The organism is Aquabacterium humicola (assembly GCF_030167915.1).
In the GTDB taxonomy this organism is placed as follows: domain Bacteria; phylum Pseudomonadota; class Gammaproteobacteria; order Burkholderiales; family Burkholderiaceae_C; genus Pseudaquabacterium; species Pseudaquabacterium humicola.
Map to the genome: position 1 here is coordinate 307,724 of NZ_JARGNB010000008.1, position 18,710 is coordinate 326,433.

The 18,710-nt window shown below is 72.0% G+C and carries 17 protein-coding genes; 10 read left to right on the top strand and 7 right to left on the bottom strand.

Going from position 1 to position 18,710, the window contains the following annotated elements; translation table 11 throughout:
* Positions 1 to 51 precede the first annotated feature (51 nt).
* Both P1K89_RS28350 and P1K89_RS28355 read left to right on the top strand, forming a co-directional pair.
* On the top strand, positions 52 to 351 hold the full coding sequence (locus P1K89_RS28350; RefSeq protein WP_284619893.1) for a FitA-like ribbon-helix-helix domain-containing protein: 300 nt from the start codon (positions 52 to 54) through the stop codon (positions 349 to 351).
* Entirely contained in the window at positions 348 to 770 is a 423-nt protein-coding gene (locus P1K89_RS28355) for a type II toxin-antitoxin system VapC family toxin (protein WP_284619894.1), read from the top strand. Before P1K89_RS28350 ends, P1K89_RS28355 begins: the two co-directional genes overlap by 4 nt.
* 44 nt (positions 771 to 814) lie before the next feature.
* Here P1K89_RS28355 and P1K89_RS28360 read toward each other — a convergent pair whose 3' ends face one another.
* From P1K89_RS28360 to P1K89_RS28380, 5 genes are all read right to left on the bottom strand, one after another.
* Entirely contained in the window at positions 815 to 4,033 is a 3,219-nt protein-coding gene (locus tag P1K89_RS28360; RefSeq protein ID WP_284619895.1) for an efflux RND transporter permease subunit, read from the bottom strand.
* Positions 4,034 to 4,036: 3 nt separating this feature from the next.
* Positions 4,037 to 5,251, bottom strand: coding sequence for an efflux RND transporter periplasmic adaptor subunit (locus P1K89_RS28365; RefSeq protein WP_284619896.1), 1,215 nt, complete (start codon positions 5,249 to 5,251; stop codon positions 4,037 to 4,039).
* A 178-nt stretch (positions 5,252 to 5,429) separates the two neighbouring features.
* Positions 5,430 to 5,834, bottom strand: a complete 405-nt coding sequence (locus P1K89_RS28370; RefSeq protein ID WP_284619897.1) for a GFA family protein — start codon at positions 5,832 to 5,834, stop codon at positions 5,430 to 5,432.
* Between the two features lie 34 nt (positions 5,835 to 5,868).
* Positions 5,869 to 6,870, bottom strand: a complete 1,002-nt coding sequence (locus P1K89_RS28375) for a helix-turn-helix transcriptional regulator (RefSeq protein WP_284619898.1) — start codon at positions 6,868 to 6,870, stop codon at positions 5,869 to 5,871.
* 6 nt (positions 6,871 to 6,876) lie between these two features.
* A complete protein-coding gene (locus P1K89_RS28380; protein ID WP_284619899.1) occupies positions 6,877 to 7,287 on the bottom strand; it encodes a hypothetical protein in 411 nt (136 codons plus the stop codon).
* Between the two features lie 162 nt (positions 7,288 to 7,449).
* Between P1K89_RS28380 and P1K89_RS28385 the strand changes: the two genes are divergently transcribed.
* From P1K89_RS28385 to gshA, 5 genes are all read left to right on the top strand, one after another.
* Entirely contained in the window at positions 7,450 to 7,914 is a 465-nt protein-coding gene (locus P1K89_RS28385) for a (2Fe-2S)-binding protein (protein WP_284619921.1), read from the top strand.
* Entirely contained in the window at positions 7,911 to 10,169 is a 2,259-nt protein-coding gene (locus tag P1K89_RS28390; protein ID WP_284619900.1) for a xanthine dehydrogenase family protein molybdopterin-binding subunit, read from the top strand. The genes P1K89_RS28385 and P1K89_RS28390 overlap by 4 nt, the downstream gene beginning before the upstream one ends.
* Positions 10,170 to 10,198: 29 nt before the next feature.
* A complete protein-coding gene (locus tag P1K89_RS28395) occupies positions 10,199 to 10,405 on the top strand; it encodes an oxidoreductase-like domain-containing protein (protein ID WP_284619901.1) in 207 nt (68 codons plus the stop codon).
* A 118-nt stretch (positions 10,406 to 10,523) separates the two neighbouring features.
* Positions 10,524 to 11,858 carry an HD-GYP domain-containing protein gene (locus tag P1K89_RS28400; RefSeq protein ID WP_284619902.1) on the top strand — a complete coding sequence of 445 codons (1,335 nt, stop codon included), beginning with the start codon at positions 10,524 to 10,526 and terminating at the stop codon, positions 11,856 to 11,858.
* A 137-nt stretch (positions 11,859 to 11,995) separates the two neighbouring features.
* Positions 11,996 to 13,540 carry a glutamate--cysteine ligase gene (gene gshA, locus P1K89_RS28405; protein WP_284619903.1) on the top strand — a complete coding sequence of 515 codons (1,545 nt, stop codon included), beginning with the start codon at positions 11,996 to 11,998 and terminating at the stop codon, positions 13,538 to 13,540.
* Between the two features lie 27 nt (positions 13,541 to 13,567).
* Here the strand turns inward: gshA and P1K89_RS28410 are convergent, their stop codons facing one another.
* Entirely contained in the window at positions 13,568 to 14,332 is a 765-nt protein-coding gene (locus P1K89_RS28410) for an SDR family NAD(P)-dependent oxidoreductase (RefSeq protein ID WP_284619904.1), read from the bottom strand.
* 103 nt (positions 14,333 to 14,435) lie between these two features.
* Here P1K89_RS28410 and P1K89_RS28415 point away from each other — a divergent pair, with 103 nt between their 5' ends.
* Entirely contained in the window at positions 14,436 to 15,389 is a 954-nt protein-coding gene (locus tag P1K89_RS28415) for a LysR family transcriptional regulator (RefSeq protein ID WP_284619905.1), read from the top strand.
* A 4-nt stretch (positions 15,390 to 15,393) separates the two neighbouring features.
* On the opposite strand, the gene P1K89_RS28420 is transcribed toward P1K89_RS28415, so the two are convergent.
* Entirely contained in the window at positions 15,394 to 16,461 is a 1,068-nt protein-coding gene (locus P1K89_RS28420) for an alpha/beta hydrolase family protein (protein WP_284619906.1), read from the bottom strand.
* A 64-nt stretch (positions 16,462 to 16,525) separates the two neighbouring features.
* Here P1K89_RS28420 and P1K89_RS28425 point away from each other — a divergent pair, with 64 nt between their 5' ends.
* On the top strand, positions 16,526 to 17,569 hold the full coding sequence (locus P1K89_RS28425; RefSeq protein WP_284619907.1) for a LysR family transcriptional regulator: 1,044 nt from the start codon (positions 16,526 to 16,528) through the stop codon (positions 17,567 to 17,569).
* 71 nt (positions 17,570 to 17,640) lie between these two features.
* Entirely contained in the window at positions 17,641 to 18,423 is a 783-nt protein-coding gene (locus P1K89_RS28430; RefSeq protein ID WP_284619908.1) for a response regulator, read from the top strand.
* Positions 18,424 to 18,710 lie beyond the last annotated feature (287 nt).

Here is an 18,710-nt window from a genome sequence, read left to right on the forward strand (position 1 = left end):
GTCAGTGACAGCACTGCCTACAATGCATTCCGGTGTTTTCGGAGCTGCAGCATGGCCACGCTCACCATTCGCGACCTCGACGAAGCGCTCAAGCAGCGACTGCGCATCCGGGCGGCCCATCGCAATCGGTCGATGGAGGAAGAAGCGCGCCAGATCCTGCGCAGTGCGCTGCAAGAGCCGCCGCCGTCCGGCGACCTGGCACAGCGCATCCGCGCGCGTTTCTCAGGGCTCGGCGACGTCCAGCTGCCGATCGCGCCGCGCGAGGCGGTGCGGCCGCCCCCCGAGCTGGAGGCGCCCGTCCCGCCCCGCACCACCCGTTCCGGGCCGTCCGCGGCGCGTCGCCGCAAGTGACGACGCTGCTCGACACCAACGTGCTGTCCGAGCTGCTGCGCGCCCGGCCGGACGGCACGGTCCTGGCTTGGTTTGCACAGCAGGCAGCCGACTCGCTGCATGTCAGCGCGGTCACGCAGGCCGAGATGCTGCTCGGCGCCCGGCTGCTGCCGGCGGGCAAACGACGGGCACAGCTGGAACAGGCGCTCGACGCGATGTTCAGCGAGGACTTCGGCGCGCGCCTGCTGCCGTTCGACAGCGCCGCCGCCATCGCCTTCGCGCCGATCGTCGCCACCCGGCGCGCCATGGGCCGGCCGATCTCGCAGTTCGACGCCCAGATCGCGGCCATCGCGACCAGCCGCGGCTTGCGGCTCGCGACGCGCAACACCGCTGACTTCGAAGGATGCGGCGTCGGGCTGGTCGATCCGTGGCGTGAATGAAAACGGGCCCCGCGGGGCCCGTTTCTGTCGGCTCGTCGGGAACCTCAGGCCACCGGCGCCGGCTTGCCACCGGCGGTGCGCTGCCAGATCCAACGCCCGGTGCGGACCACTACGCGGTAAACGAAGCGCACGAAGGTCAGGAACAGCAGCACCTCGACGAAGGTGACCACGAACGCGGCGAAGGCGTTCCAGCGGTGCATGCGCGCGTGGAACTTGGCCACCAGGCTGTCGCGCTTGATCTCGATCGAGTCGTAGAAGCTCGGGATCACCAGCAGCGTCAGGAAGGTCGACGTGATCGTTCCGCCGATGATGGCCACGGCCATCGGGCGGTAGAACTCGCCGCCTTCGCCGATGCCGATGGCCACCGGCAGCATGCCGGCGATCAGCGCGAAGGTGGTCATCAGGATCGGGCGCAGCCGGCGCTGGCCGGCCGCCACCAGCGCCTCCTCGCGGTCCATGCCCTGGGCCTCGCGCACGCGCGCCGCGTCGAGCAGCAGGATGGCGTTCTTCGCCACCAGGCCGACCAGCATGATGATGCCGATGAAGCTCATCAGGTTCAGCGTATTGCCGGTCGCCAGCAGCGCCAGCACGACGCCGATCGGCGTGAACAGCAGCGAGATCATCACCGGCAGCGGCGCGGTGAACGAGCCGAACTGCACGACCAGGATCATGTACATCAGCACGATGCCGCTCAGCAGCGCGATGCCCATCTCGCGGAACACCTCCTGCTGGTCCTTCGACGCGCCGGCCAGCTCCAGGCCGTAGCCGGGCGGGAAGCTCATCTTCTTCGCCAGCGCCAGCGCGTCCTGCGTCACGTTGCCGGCCGAGCGGCCCTGCGCGTTGGCCGACACGGCGATCATGCGCTTGCCGTCGGCATGCTGGATCTGCGACGGCCCCTTGCCCATCGTCACCGTGGCGATCTGCTCCAGCGGCACCATCATGCCGTTCGAGCCCGACACCGCGATCGGCAGGCGCTCGATGTTGCTGGCGTCGACGCGGTCGGCCGGGTGCAGGCGCACCGCGACGTCGCGCGTCTCGCCGGCGGGGTCGACCCAGTCGCCGACCTCGACGCCGGCGAAGGCCACGCGCAGCGCCTGCGCCGCGTCGTTCACCGAGATGCCCATGTTGTTCGCCAGGCCGCGGTCGAGCTCGATCTTCAGCTCGTTCTGCGGCTCCAGCTCCGACAGGCCGACGTCCACCGCGCCCGGCACCTTGCGCAACTGCTCCATGAATTCGTTGGTGATCTCCAGCAGCCGGCGCGAATCGGTGCCCGAGAAGCGGATCTGCACCGGCTTCTGCGCGCCGTTGTTCAGATCGTCCAGCACCACGTACTCGGCGCCGACCAGGCGCTTGACCTTCTCGCGCAGCTCCTGCGCCACGGCGATCGCCGTGCGCTTGCGCTGCGTGCTCTTGCCGATGTCGACGTAGATGCGGCCGCCGCCGGTGCCGACGACGCTGTTGGTGGCCCGGGTCTCCGGCAACTCGCGCGCCAGCGCCGCGGCGCTTTCCATCTTCAGCCGCACGTACTCCAGGCTGCCCGACGACGGCGTGCGCACCTCGATGGCGATGGTGCCGAAGTCGGACGACGGCAGGAAGCTCGAGCCGCCGTAGGCGCCGTGCAGCGCGAAGGCGCCGATCAGGCTGGCGATCGAGAAGAAGAACATCCATGCACGGTGGTGCAACGCCCACTCGATGACCCGGCCGTAGCGGTCGGCCTGATGGTCGAACCACTGGTTGAAGCGCTGCAGCAGCCGGCTGATGCCGGCCTTCTGCGTTTCATGGTGCCCCGGCGGGTCGCCCCAGTAGGCCGACAGCATCGGATCGAGCGTGAAGCTGATGAACAGGCTCACCAGCACCGAGGCGACGACGGTCAGCCCGAAGGGCCGGAACCATTCGCCCGACACACCAGGCATGAAGGCCACCGGCACGAAGACCGCGACGATCGAGAAGGTCGTCGCCGCCACCGCCAGGCCGATCTCGGCGGTGCCGTTGAGCGCCGCGCTGCGCCGGTCCTCGCCCATTTCCATGTGGCGCACGATGTTCTCGCGCACCACGATCGCATCGTCGATCAGCACCCCGATCGCCAGCGACAGGCCCAAGAGGCTCATGAAGTTCAGCGAGAACCCGCACAGCCACACCGCGATGAACGCGGCGATCACCGAGGTGGGCAGACTCAAGGCCGTGATCAAGGTCGAGCGCCACGAGTTCAGGAACACGTAGACGACGAAGATCGTCAGGCCGGCGCCGAAGACCAGCGCATGCACCACGTTGTTCAGGCTGTTCTGCGCGCTTTCGCCGCCGTCCTGCGTGACCTCGAGCTTGGTGCCCTTGGGCAGCGTCTTGTTGATGTCGGCGATCTCCTTGCGGATCTGGTCGGCGACACCGACGGTGCTGGCATCGCGCGTGCGCGTGATCGACAGCCCGACGTTCGGATGGCCGTTGCGCACCGAGAAGCCCGTCAGCTCGGCGAAGCCGTCGCGCACCTGTGCCACCTGGCCCAGGCGCACGATCTCGTCGCCGCGGCGGCGGATCACGATCTGCTCGAACTGCGCCGGCGATTCGATGCGGCCGACCAGGCGGATGCTCTGGTCCTCCAGCGTGCCGCGCACCTTGCCGACCGGCGCGGTGGCGTTCTGCGTGCGCACCGCGTTGACCACCTCGCTGACCGACACGCCGAACTCGCGCAGCTTCTCCGCGCGCAGCAGCACCGACAGCTCGCGCCGCAGCGCGCCGTTGACGTTGACCGTCGCGACCCCAGCGATCGCCCGGAAGCGGTCGGCGAGGTGGTCTTCCGCCAGCCGCGAGATCTCCGCATGCGACAGCGCGGTCGACGACAGCGCCAGCTGCATGATCGGCTGCGCCGCCGGGTCCAGGCGCTGCAGCACCGGCTCGCGCATTTCCACCGGCAGCTTGTGGCGCACGGTGCCGATCGCGTTGCGCACCTCGTCGGCCGCCTCGATCATGTCCTTGCCGAACTTGAAGATCATCACGACGCGCGCATTGCCTTCGCTGGCGGTCGAGCGCACGTCGTCCATGCCCGAGATGCTCTGCAGCGACTTCTCGACGCGGTTGATGATCTCGCGCTCGACGGTGTCGGGCGAGGCGCCGGGGTAGGCGATGTTGACGACGAGCACCGGCTGCTCGACGTCCGGGATCTGGTTCACCCGCAGCTTCGACAGCGCGAGCAGGCCCACGCTCATCAGCGCGATGATGATCATCACCATCGCGATCGGGCGCTTGATGCTGAAGTCCGACAGGAACATGGCTCAGCTCCTCGCAGGCGCGGAAGACGAGACCGGCGCGGCCGACGCGGCGGGCGTCGACACGGCGGCCGCGGCCGGGGCGGACGACGACTTCGCGGCCGTCGCGAACTCCACGCGCTGGCCGTCGGCGACGCTGGAGCCCGGGTTGCGCAGGACGCGGTCGCCGGCGGCCAGGCCGTCGAGCACCGGGTACTCTCCACGGCGCGCGTCGCGCTCGCCGAGCTTGACGGCCACCTTCTTCAGCACGTTGCCCTGCACCCGCCAGGCGAAGGTCTGGTCGCCCTCGCGCACCACCGAGGCCTCGGGCAGCATCAGCGCGGTCGTCGAGCCGGCCTCGATGCGGCCCTCGCCGAAGAGCCCGGACGTGCGCGGCGGCGGCGGGCCCTCCGCGAACGCCACCAGCACCTCGATCTGGCGCGTGGTGGCATTGGCCGACGCGTCGATGCGCTTGATCTGGCCGCGGAAGTCGGTCTGCGGGTAGCCGTTGACGCGGAAGCTCACCGGCTGGCCGAGCTTGATCTCGTGCATGCGGTCGGCCGACACCAGGCCCTCGAAGCGCATGCTGGAGGGGTCGATCACCTTGACCAGTTCCTTGCCGACCTGCGCGGTGTCGCCGGCCGAGACCTTGCGGTCGGAGACCACGCCGTCGAAGGGCGCACGCACTTCGGTGCGCGTCAGCTGCTGGCGCGCAGTGGCCACCCGCGCCTTCGCGGCGACCTGGTCGCTCTGCACGTTGTTGCGCCGCATCTCGGCGTCTTCCATCGCCTGGATCGAGCTCATGCCCTGCGCCTGCAGCGTCTTCAGCCGCTGGTACTGGCGCTCGGCCTGCTCCAGCCCTTGCGTCGACGCGCGCAGCGCTTCTTCGGCGGAGGTCAGCGTGTCGCGGATCGCGGTGTCGTCCAGGCGCACCAGCAGGTCGCCGCGCTTGACGACCTCGCCGTTGTCCTTCAGCACCTGCGTGACGATGCCCGACACCTCGGCGCGAAGGTCGGCGCGGCGTTCCGGCTGGATCGAGCCGGTGATCACCGGCCCCTGGGCGATCGTGCCCTGGCCGACGGTGCGCAGGTCTTCCGGCGCCAGCAGCAGCGCGGCCTGGGCGGCCGAGGCCTTCTTGTCCGGTGCGGCGGCACCGCCACCGGGTTTGCCGCAGCCGGCCACCATCAGGATGGCGGCGAGCGCAACGGCGCAGGGAAGGGCGGGCAGACGACGGCGCGACATCGGGCAGATCTCCTGGTTCTATTGAAGCGGGCTCTTGGCCCTTCCTGGCGAGCGGCCTTGCGATGGGCCGTCGAGGGGCCGTTAGCTTAATCTCGATACAACCCGGATTCGTCCGACCGATGCGCGCTTCATGCCACCCGATCGGCGTTTCGTCGCCGGCCGAGCGGGTACGGCCCGATTACAGGTGCGCGGTGACCCGCGGCTTCTCCCACCAGTTGTTGGCGCGGCCGTCGCAATACGTGATCGGCAGCGCGGCGAGTTCATCGTCCCCGATGCCGTCGAGCGCGGCGACGTTGAGCGCGACGAATGCCCCGCCGGCCCATTCCCCGCTGCCGTGGCCGAACGGTCGCACGCCGCAATGGCGGCAGAACTGGTGCTGCATGCTGTGGGAGCCGAAGGTGTAGGTCGAGAGCGCGTCGCCGCCGGCCAGCAGCGTGAAGTCCTCGGGCGTGACGCGGGTGCCCCACCAGCGCGCCTTCGAGCAGAACGAGCAGTTGCAGCGCGAGGTGCCGGCGTCGAGGTCGATCAGCGCCTGGAAGCGCACCGCGCCGCAGTGGCATCCGCCTTGGTAGGTCTTCTTCATCGGGGTTCCCCGGGTGATTGGCGAAGGCGGCAGCCTAACGAGCCTTGCGGACAGAAGCCGTCCTCAATCGTGACGAGCGTGCCGCGGCCTCGGCCAGCCGCGACGACAGCGTCGCGAGGTGCTTCACCAGCGCCGGCGGCGACTCGACGGTGAACGCCAGCCCGGTGCAGGCCAGCCACACCGCCAGCGCGTCGAGGGATTGCGACCCCACGTGCACGCGCGTGCCGCCGCCGGGCAGCGCCTCGACCACCGCCGGCACCCATTCCAGGCTCGGCGCCAACTGCTCGGCCGCGGCGTCGAAGCGCACGACGGCGGCGAAGCGGTGCGCCGCCGACGCGACGCCCTGCGCGACGTAACGCCCCATGTCCTCGGCCGGCGGTCGCCGGGCGGCAAAGACAGCGCCGGTCGCCAGCACCTCCAGCCGGTCGACTCGAAAGGTGCGCCAGTCGTCGCGCCCGAGGTCCCAGGCCACCAGGTACCAGCGACCGTCGCCGAACACCAGCTGCTGCGGTTCGATACGGCGCTCGCTGGCGTGCTGCGCATGGTCGGCGTAGCGCACCTGCAGTGTGCGGCGCTCGGCGCAGGCATCGGCCAGCGCAGCGATGCGCTCGGCGCCGACCTGCGCGCCAGCGGCCGCGGCGTGGGGCCCGCGCACCACCAGCGCGCGCCGTACCCGTGCCAGGCGCTGGCGCAGCGGCGCCGGCAGCACCTGGTCGATCTTGGCCAGCGCGCGCTGGCCGGCATCGGCCACGCTGGCCAGCGTGCCGCCGCCAAGGCTGGCGAGCCCCAGCACGATCGCCAGCGCCTCGTCCTCTTCGATCGCCAGCGGCGGCAGCTTCGTGCCCGGGGCCAGCCGGTAGCCGCCGGCAACCCCCGACGAGGCCTCGACCGCGTAGCCCAGGCCGCGCAGCTTGTCGATGTCGCGGCGCAGCGTGCGCTCGGTGATGTCCAGCCGCTGCGCCAGTGCCGGACCCGTCCAGTTCGGCTGCGCCTGCAGCAGGGCCAGCAGCCGCAGCAGCCGGGCCGGAGGTGTCATGGCTCGTCAGCGGGCGAGCGCCGCCTGCAGGCGCTTCCAGCCGTCGGGATCGGTCTTGCGCACCAGCGCCAGCTCGCCCGTCAGTCGGTCGATGCGGTCGCTCGCGGCTTCGGCCTTGATGCGCTCGATCTCGCGCGCCAAAGTGCGCAGGTCGGCCGCGCGCGGGTCGTTCGCCACCTTCGCCGGCGCGGCATCGAGCAGCGCTTCCACCGCGTCCATCAGCCGGCCGAGCTGGCGGCCATAGCTGTGGTGGCTCAACACGCTCTGCTCGACCGCCGGCGCCGACGAGTTCTGTGGATTGACGACGACGCCGGCGAGCGTCCAGCCCGGGTTGATCGTCTGCCCGAGCCAGTCCGGCGCGAGCTTGAGGCCGGCCGGCCAGGTCCAGGGCCAGGTGGCGAGGTTGATGCCGTTCATCTTGGTGTCTTCCCTGATCGAGTGCGCGACTTGCGCGCCGGCGAGTGTCGCCGACCGCGTTTCGGGCCGCCGAAGCCGTGGTCCGTCGCAAGGCGATGGCATCGGGCGGGCCGGGGCGCGACGCTGGCGCCGGCCCAGCCTCGAGGAGCTCCGATGGCGATGATCCGACTGACCGTCAACGGCCGCGCGACCGAGGTCGACGCCGACCCCGCGCAGCCGCTGCTGTGGGTGCTGCGCGAAACCCTGGGCCTGCCGGGTACCAAGTACGGCTGCGGCATCGCGCTGTGCGGTGCCTGCACGGTGCATGTCGACGGCCGGGCGGCGCGCGCCTGCGCGCTGCCGGTGGGCTCGCTCGCCGGCATGAACGTCACGACGATCGAAGGCCTGGCGACCGGCGAGAAGCTGCATGTGGTGCAGCAGGCCTGGATCGACGAGGACGTCGCGCAGTGCGGCTACTGCCAGGCCGGCATGATCATGGCCGCCGCCGACTTGCTGGCGCGCGAGCCGCGGCCCAGCGATGCGCAGATCGACGCGGCGATCGGCAACCTCTGCCGCTGCGGCACGCAGATGCGGGTGCGGCGCGCGATCCACCGCGCGGCGGCGCTGGCCGCGGGAGGCCGCGCATGATCACGCGGCGCACGTGGCTGGTCGCCAGCGCCGGCGGCACGGCGGGGGTCGTGTTCGGGCTGCCGGCGCAGGCGCAGGCCGCGGCGGCCGGCACCGCTGTCGCACTCGGGCAGTTCGTGCGCATCGCAGCCGACAACCGCGTGACCATCGGCTGCCGCAGCCCCGAGATCGGCCAGGGCGTGATGACCGCGCTGCCGATGTTGATCGCCGAGGAGCTGGACCTGCGCTGGGACGACGTGTCGGTCGAGGCGATGCCGCTCGGGCTGGTGGTGACGGCCACCGGCGGCATCGACTGGAAGTTCGGACCGCAGGGCGCCGGCGGCAGCGACACCGTGCCCGAAGCCTGGGCTGACCACCGGCGCTTCGGCGCCGAGGTGCGCCGGCTGCTGGTGCTGGCGGCCGCGCAGCGCTGGCAGGCCGAGGCGTCGACGCTGCGCACGCGCGCCGGCCAGGTGCTGCATCCGGACGGTCGTTTGATGCGTTATGCCGACGTCGCCGCGGCCGCCGCCGCCATCAGCCCGTCCGCCGAGCCGCCGCCCTTGAAGTCGCCGCGCGACTACCGCATCGTCGGCACGCCGCGCGGCAACGTGGCCGCGCGCGACATCGCCACCGGCCGCGCCCGCTTCGGCCTCGATGCGCGGCCGGCCGGCGCGGCGGTGGCGGTGCTGCAGCGCTGCCCGCTGCTCGGCGGCACGCTGCTGTCGTTCGACGACAGCGCCGCGCGCCGCGTGCCGGGTGTGCTGGACGTGGTCGCGATCCCCGGCCCGAAGGGCGACGAGCCGATTCCGATGAACCTGGCGCCGGCGGTCGCGGTGATCGCGCGCGACACCTGGTCGGCGCTGCAGGGCCGCGCGGCGCTGCGCGTGCAGTGGGCACCGGGCCCGGTGCTGGCGGACGACAGCAGCGAGGCCTTCGACCGCCGCTGCGCTGCGCTGCTCGAGGGCGCGGGCCAGGTCGTGCTCGACCACGGCGACTTCTCCGCCGCGCGCCGCAGCGCGGCGCGCGTGGTCGAGGCGACCTACCAGCTGCCTTTCGCCGCGCACGCGCCGATGGAGCCGCAGAACGCCTACGTGCAGCTCGAGCCGGACCGCGCGCTGGTCATCGCGCCGACGCAGCAGCCTGGCGGCATCCCGCGGCTGGTGATGAACCTGACCGGGCTGGCGCGCGACAAGGTGCGCGTCGAGGTGCCGCGCATCGGCGGCGGCTTCGGCCGCCGGCTGACGAACGACTACGTCGCCGAAGCCGTGCTCGTCGCCAAGGCCAGCGGCCGGGCGGTGCAGGTGGTGTGGACGCGCGAGGACGACATGGCGCTGGACTTCTTCCGGCCCGGCGGCCATCACCGGCTGACCGCCGCGCTCGATGCGCGCGGCCGCGTGACCGGCTGGTCGCAGCGCCTGGCCAGCGCCAGCAAGGTCGGGCGCCGGCCCGGCGTCAAGCCCGAGGAGCGCTGGACCTCGGAGCTCTACCCCGACGACTTCCCGGCGCGGCTGATCGCCAACCTGCGACTCGAATGGTTCGACGCGCCGTCCCCGCTGCCGCGCGGCTCGTGGCGCGCGCCCGCGCACTACGCGAACGCGTTCGCCGTGCAGAGCTTCATCGACGAGATCGCGCACGCCGGCGGCCAGGATCCGCTGGCCCTGCGGCACCAGTTGATCGGTGGCCCGCAGACGCTGGAATACCGGCAGCACGGCGGTCCGGGCTTCGACACCGGGCGCCTGCGCCGCGTGCTCGACAAGGTGGCGGCCGAGATCGGCTGGCAGCCGCGCGCCGGCCGCACCACGCCGACCGGCCGCGGCATCGGCCTGGCCTGCCACTTCACCTTCGGCGGCTACGCGGCGCATGCGGTCGAGGTGACGGTGGGTGCGCAGGGCGCGCTCGGCATCGAGCGCATCGTCTGTGCGGTCGACGTCGGCCGCGTCATCAACCCGCTGGGCGTGCGCGCGCAGATGGAAGGCGGCACGCTCGACGGCCTGGCCGCGGCGCTGCAGCAGCAGATCACCGTGCAGGGCGGCCGGGTGCAGCAGAGCAACTTCCATGACTACCCGCTGCTGGCGCTGAAGCAGGCGCCGCGCCGGCTGGACGTGCACCTCATCGACTCCGACGCCGACCCCAAGGGCTGCGGCGAGATGGGCATCCCGACGCTGGCGCCGGCGCTGGCCAATGCGATCGACGATGCCTGCGGCGTGCGCCTGCGCCGGCTGCCGATCGGCGAGCAGCTGGCGCAGGCCCTGGCCGCGCGATCCCGCGCCGCCTGAGGACCCCGGGGCCGGGCTATGCTCGGCCGATGACTGCCGCCGGCCCGCCGCCCGACCTGCCGCCGCCCGAGCCCGAGCGCCCGGACGAGCAGGCCTGCTGCGGCAACGGCTGCGAGCCCTGCGTCTTCGACCTGTACGCGGAAGCCCGCCGCCGCTGGCGCGAGGACATGAAGGCCTGGCAGCAGCGGCAGGCCGCGCCCGCCGTGCCGCCGGCGTCGGCGTCGGCGTCGGCCTGAGCCCGTGACTGAGCCCGGCTTGATCCGGCGCAAGGCGGCAACAAATTCCGCGGCCGGCCCTCAATCTGCAACGCCATTGATCCGATAAAAGTGAACCGGCTCAAGGCAAGGGTTCTTCATGGACGTTGCAGCGGACACGGCGGATGCCGGCGGCGTCAATCCGCACTACCTGAACCACGTCGTCGCCACCTCGGCGGCGCACGAGGTGCGCACCACCGAGGACATCGTGTCCGGCAGCGGCGTGAAGCTGCTCGCCAAGGGCGCACGCATCGACCACTCGATGCGCGACCGCCTGCTGCAGCACAAGCTGCAGAAACCGCTGGAAGACTGCGTGCAGGTGGTGGGCGGGGTCGTGCCGGCCTGCTTCGGGCCGATCGCCGACGAGCTGCTGGCGCAGCACGCCCTGCTGGCGTCCCTGTGCGACAGCGGGCGCGCGCTCGCCGTGCCGGCGTCCCTGACCCAGCTGCCGCTGGCGCTGCCGGTGCAGTCGCTGCTGACCGTCTACTGCGACTACCAGGGCGACCGCCTGCGCCACACGGTGGGCGTCGCGATGCTCGCGCTCGCGCTGGGCCGGCGGCTCTTTCCCGGCGACATCGATCGCCACCGCCGCCTCGCGCTGGCCGGCCTGGTGCACGATGTCGGCGAGCTCTACATCGACCCGGCGCACCTGCAGCGCGGCACCCGGCTGCAGCCGGAACAGTGGCGGCACATCGTCAGCCATCCGGTGATCGGCCACCGCGTGCTGAAGGACATGGAAGGCGCCGGGCCGCAGGTCGCGCAGGCGGTGCTGCTGCACCACGAGCGGCTCAACGGCTTCGGCTACCCGCGCGGCATCGGCGGCGCCGCGGTGCAGCTCGACGGACAGGTGCTCGGCGTGGCCGAGTGGCTGATGGCGCTGATCGAGTCCGGCCTGACGCCGCTGGCGCGCGCGAGCGTCGCCTGCCGGCTGATTCCGGGCGACTTCGCCGGCGCTATCGTCGAGACCATCGATGAGGCCGCCCGGGCGCTCGATGCCGGGGCGCCGGGCGTCGATGCGCCGACGCCGCTGGAAGCCGCCGTGCCGCGCGTGATGCGCATCGCCAGCACGATCAAGCGCTTCGTGCAGCAGCGCGCCTGGATCGACGCGCGCATCGCCGCTGCCCGGGGTCCGCTGCGGCAGGTGCTTCAGTCCGGCCTGCAGCGCATGCTGCGCATCCAGACCGCGTTCTCCAGCACCGGCCTGGACAGCGGCGACCCCGAACTGCTGCTGCGCGAGCTGTCGGCGATGGGCGACCCGCAGGTGCACGTCGAGGTCATGACGGTGATCGGCGAGCTCGAATGGCGGCTGCGCGAGCTGGAGCGTGAATCGCTGCTGCGCGGCAGCCTCGGCGACCCGTCCGACGATGCGGTGATGGTCGAGCTGGTGAACCGGCTGCGGCCGCCGGCCGCGGCACCGACGTCCCGGCCGGCGTAGCCGAAAACGACGATCCCCGTCAGGCCGGGTGCCGAGCACCCCGCGGCATTGGGGGCTTGCGCCCGGGCACCGGATGGTCACGATGGGCGTGCTACCGTTCGCCCCCTTGCGAGCCGAACAATCAAGGAGATCAAGCCATGAGCAGACTGCAGGAACGCCTGCGCGGCTTGACCGGGGAGCGGCTGCGCGGCATGCGCCGCGGCGTCGAGAAGGAAAGCCTGCGCGCCGATGCGCAGGGTGAGCTGGCGGCCACGCCGCACCCGCTGCCGCTGGGCTCGGCGCTGACCCATCCGCACATCACCACCGATTTCAGCGAGTCGCAGCTCGAATTCATCACCGGCGTGCATGCGGACATCGAAGCCTGCATCGCCGAGCTGACGCAGATCCACCAGTTCACCTACCGCGCGATCGGCGACGAGCTGCTGTGGGTGGCCAGCATGCCCTGCGGCCTGCCGACCGACGAGACGATCCCGATCGGGCGCTACGGCACCTCCAATGTCGGCCGTGCGAAGAGCGTCTACCGCATGGGCCTTGGCCACCGCTACGGCCGGCGCATGCAGACCATCTCCGGCATCCACTACAACTGGTCGCTGCCCGGCGTGTCCAGCGAACAGTACTTCGCGCTGATCCGCAACTTCCGCCGCCACTCGTTCCTGCTGCTGTACCTGTTCGGCGCGTCCCCGGCGGTGTGTTCGAGCTTCGTCGACGGCCGCCCGCACACGCTGCAGCCGCTGAGCGCCGACCAGGCCCACACGCTGCACCGACCGTTCGCCACGTCGCTGCGCATGGGGCGGCTGGGCTACCAGAGCGACGCGCAGGCCTCGCTCTCGGTCAGCTACAACAGCCTCGAGAGCTACGCCGCGTCGCTGCACGACGCGATGACGCGGCCCTACCCGGCCTACGAGGCGCTGGGCGTGCGCAACCCCGGCGGCGAATACAACCAGCTGGCCACCAGCCTGCTGCAGATCGAGAACGAGTTCTACGGCACGATCCGCCCGAAGCGGGTGATAGAGACCGGCGAGCGCCCGCTGCATGCGCTGCGCGAGCGCGGTGTCGAGTACGTCGAGGTGCGCTGCATGGACCTCGACCCGTTCGAGCCGGTGGGCATCGCCGCGACGACCGGCCATTTCCTCGACGTCTTCCTGCTGCACTGCCTGCTGTCGGACAGCCCGCCCGACAGCCCCGACGAGATCGCCGCGCTGGCGCGCAACCAGCACCGCGCGGCCGAGAACGGTCGCCAGCCCGGGCTGATGCTCGAGCGCCAGGGCCGGGATGTCTCGCTGATGGACTGGGGCCGGCAGCTGCTCGACGAGTGCGCACCGATCGCCGCGGCGATCGATGCGGCGATCGGCGGCCGCGCGCATGCCGAGGCCCTGGCCGCCGCCCGCGCCCGCCTGGACGCGCCTGACAGCACGCCGTCGGCGCGCGTGCTGGCGGCGATGCGCTCGGCCACCGGCGGTTGTTCGCACAACGGCTTCGTCATCGCCCGTTCGCGCGCGATCCGCGAGCACATCCTCGCGCTGCCCTACAGCAGCGTGGTCGAGCAGCGCTTCGAGCGCCTGGCCGCCGAATCGATCGATGCGCAGAAGGCGATGGAAGCCGCCGATACGCTGCCGTTCGAGGAATTCCGGCAGCGCTATCTGTCGCCGGAACAGCTGGGCGTCACGCCGCTGGCGGCCTGAGCGGGCAGCCGTGCGCGTGGTTCGTCATCAGACGAACATGCCACCCGATACCTCGATGCGCTGGGCGTTGACCCAGCGCTGACCTTCTGTCAGCAGCCCGGCGATCGCGTCGCCGATGTCGTCCGGCCGGCCGACGCGGCCGAGCGCGGTGTTCGAGGCGATGAAGCGGTTGACCTCGGCGTTGTCGCGCACCACGCCGCCGCCGAAGTCGGTCTCGATCGCGCCCGGGGCGATGGTGTTCACCGCGATGCCGCGCGCGCCCAGCTCCTTCGCGAGGTAGCGCGTCAGCACCTCGACCGCACCCTTCATCGCCGCATAGGCGGCGTAGCCGGGGATCGCGAAGCGCGCGAGGCCCGACGACACGTTGAGGATGCGGCCGCCGTCGGCCAGCAGCGGCAGCAGCGCCTGCGTCAGCAGGAACACGCCCTTGAAGTGCACCGCGTACAGCGCGTCGAGCTGCGCGGCCGTCGTATCGGCCAGCGGCGCATGCACGCCGTGGCCGGCGTTGTTGACCAGCGCGTCGAAGCGGTCGCGCTGCCAGCGCGCGGCCAGCACGTCGCGCAGCCGGGCGGCGAACGCGGGGAAGGACGCGCTGTCGGCGACGTCCAGCGGCATCGCGACGGCGCGGCGGCCGAGCGATTCGATCTGCGCGACGACCTCGGCGGCCTCGTCGGCATGGTTGCGGTAGGTCAGCACGAGGTCGTGGCCGCTGGCGGCGAGCTTCAGCGCCGCGTTGCGGCCGAGGCCGCGGTTGGCGCCGGTGATCAGGACGATGCGGGATTGAGTACTCATCGAGGGCTCCATCGGTGGGTTGGGCGATGGAAAGGACTTTATTGATCACTCGATCGGCGATAAATTGGCTAAATCCGATTTGTTTGTTCGGCTTGAAAGAACAATGGCCACTCCTGGACCCGACAAGCACGCCAGCCCGCTGCCGTCGCTCGACACCCTGCAGGTCTTCGTGCGTGTCGCCGAGCTCGCCAGCTTCACCCGCGCCGCCGAGGACCTGGGGCTGCCGAAAGCCAGCATCTCCGGCGCCGTGCGACGGCTCGAGGCGCGGCTGGGCACGCAGCTGCTGCACCGCACGACGCGGCGCGTGCAGCTGTCGCAGGACGGCCAGCTGGTCTACGAGCGTTGCCGCGACCTGCTGGCCGATGCCGACGAGTTGCAGGCGCTGTTCCAGCGCGCGCCGCAGGCGCTGCGCGGCCGGCTGCGCATCGACCTGCCGCTGGGCATCGCGCGCCACCAGGTGATCCCGGCGCTGCCGGACTTCCTCGCGCGCCATCCGCAGCTGGAGATCGAGCTGAGCAGCACCGACCGCCGCGTCGACCTCGTGCGCGAAGGCTTCGACTGCGTGCTGCGCATCGGCGCGCTCGGTGATTCGGGGTTGGTCGCGCGGCCGCTGGGCGCGGTGCGGCAGATCAACGCGGCGAGCCCGGCGTATGTCGCGCGGCACGGCATGCCGCAGTCACTGGACGACTTGGTCGCGCAGGGCCACCGGCTGGTGCACTACGTGCCGGCGCTCGGCGCACGGCCCACCGGCTTCGAGCACGGTCGTGGCAGCGATCTGCAGACGCTCACTTTGGGCGGCAGCCTCACCGTCAACAACAGCCCGGCCTACGAAGCGGCCGCGCTCGCCGGGCTCGGCATCGTGCAGGCGCCGGCGCTCGGCCTGCAGCCGCATGTCGACGCCGGCCGGCTGATCGAACTGCTGCCCGAACACACCGCGCCGCCGCTGCCGGTGAACTTCGTCTACCTGCAGCGCCGCCAGCTGCCGCAGCGCGTGCGCGCGGTGATGGACTGGATCGCCGAGTTGCTGGCGCCGCGGCTCGACCTGCTGGTCGAGTGAGCTGTCAGGCGGCGACGAGCCCGGCGCGCCGCAGCGACGGCGTCGCCGCCTCGATGCGCTCCAGCCACTGCGGCCAGATGCGCGCGCCCAGCGCCGGGCGGAAGGCGCCGAAGTGGCCGATGCGGCCGGCGCCGACCGTCGTCGCGTCCAGCGTCGGCCGCAGAACGCGGGCGCGCGTGAAGCGCTCGGCCAGCGCATCGACCGCAGTCGCCGGGCCGTAGGTCAGGTCGTCGCTGATGCTCCACAGGTGTGCGGTGCCGGCGAAGGCGCGATAACCTTCGACATGGGCGGCCAGCGCCGGGTCGTCGAACAGGTAGCCGCGGCGGCGGCCCCAGCGCGCCCAGTCGAGCGCGACGCCCTTGGGCAGCCCGGCGCCGCTGCCGCCCATCACCCAGCCCGGCACCTTGCCGAACAGGTGCGCCGCGGCCGGCAGCATCAGGTGGAAGAACAGGTGCGTCTGCCAGCGGTGCGACAGCGGCCAGCGCCGCCAGTCGCCCGACTGCGCGGCGATGCCCAGCAGCGCATCGGCGCGTTCGACGCCCGGCGCCAGCCCGATCGCGTTGCCGCCGAACGAATGGCCGACCAGCAGCAGCGGCAGGCCGTCGCGTTCGCAGCGCGCGTTGGCGGCAGCCAATGCCGCCGGCATGTCCTTCAGCGCCCAGTCGCGCATGCGGCTGCGGTCCGCGCGCAGCGCGCCGCGCCGCGATTCGCCGATGCCGCGGTAGTCGTAGCTCAGCACCGCGTAGCCGCGTGCGGTCAGCCACGCGGCGAAGTGCCGGTAGTAGCGCTGCGGCACGCCGGTGGCCGGGCTGATCAGCGCGACCGCGCGCGCCGGCCCGCTCGGCTCGTACCAGCGCGCGGCCAGCGCGACACCGTCGGCCGCGTGCAGGCAGTGCGGCGCCGGCTCCGGGCCACGGTGCGCCGCGAAGCCGTTGTCGTTGGCGGCTTGCAGCGCGTCGAGGCCCGCGTCCGCGGTGCCTGCCTGCGCGGCGAGCTCGGCCCGGCGTTCAGCCGGATCTTCAAAGGCCGCTTCGAGCGCGGCGAGGTCGGGGGAGGCGTTGGGAGGCAGCATGGGGAAAACTCTAGGTCGTCAATCCATCGTTGACTAGACGACGCCGAGTTGACACATTGCTTCCATGAGCTTGACAAAGCGACCCCTGCCGACCGGCCAGGCCGACGAAGCGCCCCGCCTGCGACCGGCCCCGCGAGACCTCTCCCGCGAAGCCGTGCCGCGCCGCCGCGCCCCGCTGCCGGCGCTCGACGCGAACGCGCTGGAGCTCTTCGCGCGCGTCGTCGCCGCCGGCAGCTTCGCCGAAGCCGCGCGCCAGCTCGGGCTCACCCGCGCGGCGGTCAGCCGGCGCATCGCCTCGATCGAGGCCGAGGCCGGCGTGCCGCTGATCGCGCGCACCACGCGCTCGCTCGGGCTCACCGAAGCCGGGCGGCGGCTGTCGGCCTCGGCGCGTGGTGTGCTCGAGGCGGCCGACGCGGCGCGGCGCAGCGTGCGCTCGGGCCGTTCGGCGCTCGAAGGCGTGCTGCGCATCACCGCGGTGGCCACCTTCGGCCGCATCGTGCTGATGCCGCTGCTCGCACGCTTCCAGCAGCTGCACCCCGATGTGCGCTACGAGCTGCTGATCACCGACCGCCGCATCGACCTGCTGCGCGAAGGCATCGACGTCGCGTTCCGCGTCACCCGCAAGCCGCCGCCGGACTGGGTCGCCCAGCCGGTGATGCCCCTGCGCATCGGCGCGTATGCGGCGCCCGGCCTGTTGCCCGGCGGCCTGGACGATCCGGCCGCGCTGGCGCGGCAGCGCTGCCTCGTGCCGATGACCGGCAGCGACGAAGTGATGCTGCGCTGGCGCCACGACGAGGGCGGCGCGCCGGTCGAGGTGGCGGTGGTGCCCGCCTGCTGCGGCGACGACATCGACAGCCTGATCGCGATGGCCCGCTGCGGCGCCGGCGTCGTGCTGGCGCCCGACTACTGTGTGCAGCACGACCTGCAGGCGGGGCGGCTGCTCGACGTGCTGCCCGGCTGGCAGTTCCCGGTCGGCGGCGACGGCGCCAGCATCCAGGCGCTGACGCTGCCGCCGGCCAGTGCCGGCGAGACCGCGCGTGAACTGGTGAAGTTCGTGCGCGCGGCCTGCGGGGCGATCCCCGATTCGCGCGGGGCCGCCGCCGCGTAGCCTGTCACTCCGAAAGATTTGAAATCCGGCGCTGCGATGCGTCTGCTATTTCTCCGTCCACGATGCTGATGATGGACACCGACACCCCGAAGCCGCACATCCTCGTCGTCGACGACGAGTCGGACATGGTGGCGCTGCTGCAGGACCTGCTGCGCCGCGCCGGCTTCGAGGCCGATGGCGCGTCGAACGGCGACGAAGCCCGGCGCGCCCTGGCCGCGCGCGCCTACGAGCTGCTGCTGCTGGACCTGCGGCTCAAGAGCGAGGACGGGCTGACCCTGGCGCGCCAGCTGCGCCAGGGCTCGCCGATCCCGATCATCATGATCAGCGGCTCCAGCGACGAGACCGACCGCGTGCTGCTGCTGGAGCTGGCGGCCGACGACTTCCTCGTGAAACCCTTCAGCCCGCGCGAGCTGGTCGCGCGCGTGCGCGCCGTGCTGCGCCGCTACGCGACGACAACGCCGGCGCCGGCGCTGCCGTCCGCAACCGCGGCCTCGCCCGGCGCGCCGTCGCCGGCGAGCCCCTGGGCCGGCCAGGGCCTGCGCTTCGGCGACTGGGTGCTCGACACCGACGAGCGCGAGCTGCGCACCACCGCCGGCACGCTGTGCGCGCTGACGCAGGCCGAGTACCGGCTGCTCGAGGCCTTCGTCGAGCAGCCGCGGCGCATCTGGACCCGCGACCAGCTGCTCGAACGCACCCGCAGCCTGGAGACCGAAGTCTTCGACCGCACGATCGACGTGCTGATCCTGCGCCTGCGCCGCAAGATCGAGCCGAACCCGAAACATCCGCAGTTCATCTGCACCGAGCGTGGGCTGGGCTATGTGTTCGCGGCGGACGTGACCCGCCATCCGGCCTAGGGCATGGACACGGCGCCCCGACTCGCGTCATGCAGGGTGGCTAGCCAGGTTGCTCCCACGCCGAAGGCTGTCGGCGGCTCACCAGCCGCTTGCGGCCCGTTGCGGTCGTTCGCGTGCGTAATCGAAGGACTGGCGATTTGTGGAGCGACAAAGGCGCGGTCGGGCAGCCCGCACCGCGCGACTCCGGCGGTCGGCCCCGGGGGGGCCGACTTCCCGGGCTCGAGCGGCTCGGGGGCGCGCCGTCCATTTAGCTTCACTCGCTGCGCTCGTTTCGCACAGCGCCGGCG